Source organism: Candidatus Seribacter sulfatis (assembly GCF_964187635.1).
GTDB lineage: Bacteria > Verrucomicrobiota > Verrucomicrobiia > Opitutales > Seribacteraceae > Seribacter > Seribacter sulfatis.
On sequence record NZ_CAXLMO010000051.1, the window covers coordinates 1 to 2897 of the forward strand.

Annotated in this window: 3 protein-coding genes; all 3 read left to right on the plus strand. The window is 44.7% G+C overall.

Going from position 1 to position 2897, the window contains the following annotated elements:
• A partial coding sequence (locus ACKPQ5_RS05800) for a DUF1501 domain-containing protein (protein ID WP_407678152.1) occupies positions 1-1038 on the plus strand: 1038 nt, incomplete at its 5' end.
• Between the two features lie 29 nt (positions 1039-1067).
• The gene (locus ACKPQ5_RS05805) at positions 1068-1751 is read left to right on the plus strand and encodes an HAD family hydrolase (RefSeq protein ID WP_407678153.1); all 684 of its coding nucleotides are present in this window, start codon (positions 1068-1070) and stop codon (positions 1749-1751) included.
• 16 nt (positions 1752-1767) lie between these two features.
• On the plus strand, positions 1768-2897 hold a 1130-nt coding region (locus ACKPQ5_RS05810), incomplete at its 3' end, for a sulfatase family protein (RefSeq protein WP_407678154.1).

Below are 2897 nucleotides of genomic sequence, written 5' to 3' on the forward strand. Positions count from 1 at the left end.
GGCAAAGCGATTAAAACAAAAGCAGATTTTCAGGTTACGGAATATCTTCCTAAGACTGCGAAAATTGCAGATAAAATTTGTTTAATCCGGAGTATGACTGCAAAAATTGGAGTTCATGGACCGGCTCAATACTTTATGCGCACTGCCTTTGCCCAACGTAATACCGTTAAACATCCAAATCTTGGGGCGTGGTCACAGCACTATCTCGGGTCAAGTCATGATACACTTCCGTCCTCTGCTTGTATCAATACTTCACCCAAACAAGGGAATGGATTCTTTCCGACCGCCTACAGTCCGATTCCCATTCTCGATCCCGATACCGGCCTTCGAAACATTGCTACGCGGGGAGGGAGCGAGGCATTGGGAAATAAATTAAAACTTTCTGAGAAGTTAAGCTCCTTTTTTTCAGCACGCTACCAGGATGACAATGTCAGGTCCTATCGCGAATTTTACGATAATACACTGAGATTACTTAAAAGTAAGGATCTCGATGCATTCGATATTTCAAAAGAGAACAGTGCTACTCGCGAAAAATTCGGTTTAAATAAGTTTGGCCAGGGGTGTTTGCTGGCTCGTCGACTTGTTGAAACTGGAGTCAGGTTTGTTGAGGTGGCAACCGATGGATGGGATATGCATAATAACCTCGAAAGTGAAATGGAAGATTTAAGTCCACCCTTGGATCAGGCATATGCTGCCTTGATTGCTGATTTGGAAGCAAGGGGATTACTGGATGAAACATTGGTGGTTCTGGCCACCGAGTTTGGTCGCAAGCCCCAATACAGCGGTAATGGACGTGGACATTATCCAATCTGTTACTCTTCTGTCTTAGCAGGTGGTGGGGTAAAAAGGGGCTATGTCTATGGTTCAAGCGATCAAGACGGAGCATTGCCGAATGATCCGGTCACGGTTCCGGACCTTCATGCAACGATCGGATGGGCCGCGGGTCTTCCCCTCCAAGAAAAATTTCAAGCATCATCAGGTCGTCCATTTCTAGTAGGTGGAGACAAGGCAAACCCCGTGATGGATGTATTTGCCTGAGGGTTTTTCAAGTTTGATCTCCTAATCATATGACGGCCAAATTAAAGGGTGTCGTCTTTGATATGGACGGTGTAATTATCGAAAGCGAACACACTCATTACAGTGCGATTTGCGAAGCAATGGGTGAGCGGATGAATCAAACCTATGAAACTTTTCTTACCAAGTGTACGGGTGGGGATGAACGCTTTGCCATGGGACGCTTGGCTGAGTTTTCCGGGATAGAATATGATGAATCCTTATTTCAGGAATGGTCGAAAAAGAAAGCTGTAGCCTATCAAAGACTGGTTGGGGAATCAGCTACTGCAATGCCTGGAGCTATTGAATTAGTCTGTTCGGTTGCCGAGAAGTTTCCGATTGGATTGGCCACTGGATCAAGAAGGTCCGATGTGGAAGCTGCTTTTTCCACTCTGGCGGGAGGAAAGTTAAACGGGTTATTTCAGTCCATAGTTACCAGTGATGATGTAGCTAAAACAAAACCTGACCCCGCCACTTATGCAAAAGCTGCAGAAGGGATGGGGATTTCTCCTTCAGCTTGTTTAGCGATTGATGATTCCCCAAATGGAGTGTCATCCGCAAAAAACGCAGGCATGAAGGTTTTGGGAATCACTGCAATTCATAACGCGTCTAGTCTTAAAGATGCAAATTGGTATCTTCACTCACTTGAAGAAGTGAGTTTAAGGGATCTTATAAACTTGTTTGAATGCGTAAGTTGAAATTAAGATGCGGGTCATGAAACCTGTTTTAATTTTAATCTTTCTTTATTATACCTTCTCAAGTTTTAGCTTTTTAAGTGCGGAACAAAATCGTCCCAATATTCTTTGGCTGGTTGTTGAGGACCAATCAAAACACTACGGTTTTAATGGAGAAAAACTTGTCCACACTCCGGTGCTGGATGGATTAGCTGCTAATGGAATTCGCTTCACCAATGCCTCTGTCACCGCACCCGTCTGTTCAACTGCCCGTTCAGCATTGATCACCGGTATGTTTCAGACGAGTATTGGAGCACATCATCACCGAAGCGGGCGTGGTGAAGTGAAAATTCAGAAACCGGACCATATCAAATTAATCCCTGAATTATTTAAAGACGCCGGTTACTACACCTGTTTAGGTTCAAGTGGGCCAGCCGCAGGTACTGCCAGCCCAAAACATAAAAATAGACTGGGGAAATCGGACTATAATTTTGAATGGAACCCCAGCGTTTTTGATTCAGCCGAATGGTCAGGTCGAAAGAAGGAGCAACCTTTCTTCGCAAAGATTTGCCTTAGTGGAGGGAAGGCCCGTTCCCAGGCCCGTTCGTCAAAAGATATTCCTCATGTTAAATCTGCCGATGTTAAATTGCCACCATACTACCCAAGGCATCCGGTGGTTCTCGAAGACTGGGCCGCTTATCTGGACACCTTCAGCCTGATGGATTTTCAGGTTGGTCAAATTGTTGATCGTTTAAAAAAGGAGGGTGAATTTGAAAATACAGTAATCCTTTTCATTACCGATCATGGAGTTAGTCATGCACGGGGGAAACAGTTTTGTTATGATGAGGGCATGATGATTCCTTTCTTTGTTCATGCTCCTAATCGGGTCAAAGGTGGAACGGTAAGAAAACAACCAGTGTTGCATATCGATTTGGCCGCCACCTCTCTTTATTTCGCGGGTATTGATATACCGAAGTATATGGAAGCCCGAACACTTTTTGGTCCTGCTGCGGTCAAACGAAAATTTGCGGTAAGTGCCAGAGATCGATGTGATGAGACTTATGACCGTATCCGTGCGGTTCGGACATTGCGCTATAAGTACATTCGAAACGGGTACTCGGATCGTCCTCATTTACAACCCTGCGCCTATAAAGACAATAAGGATACATA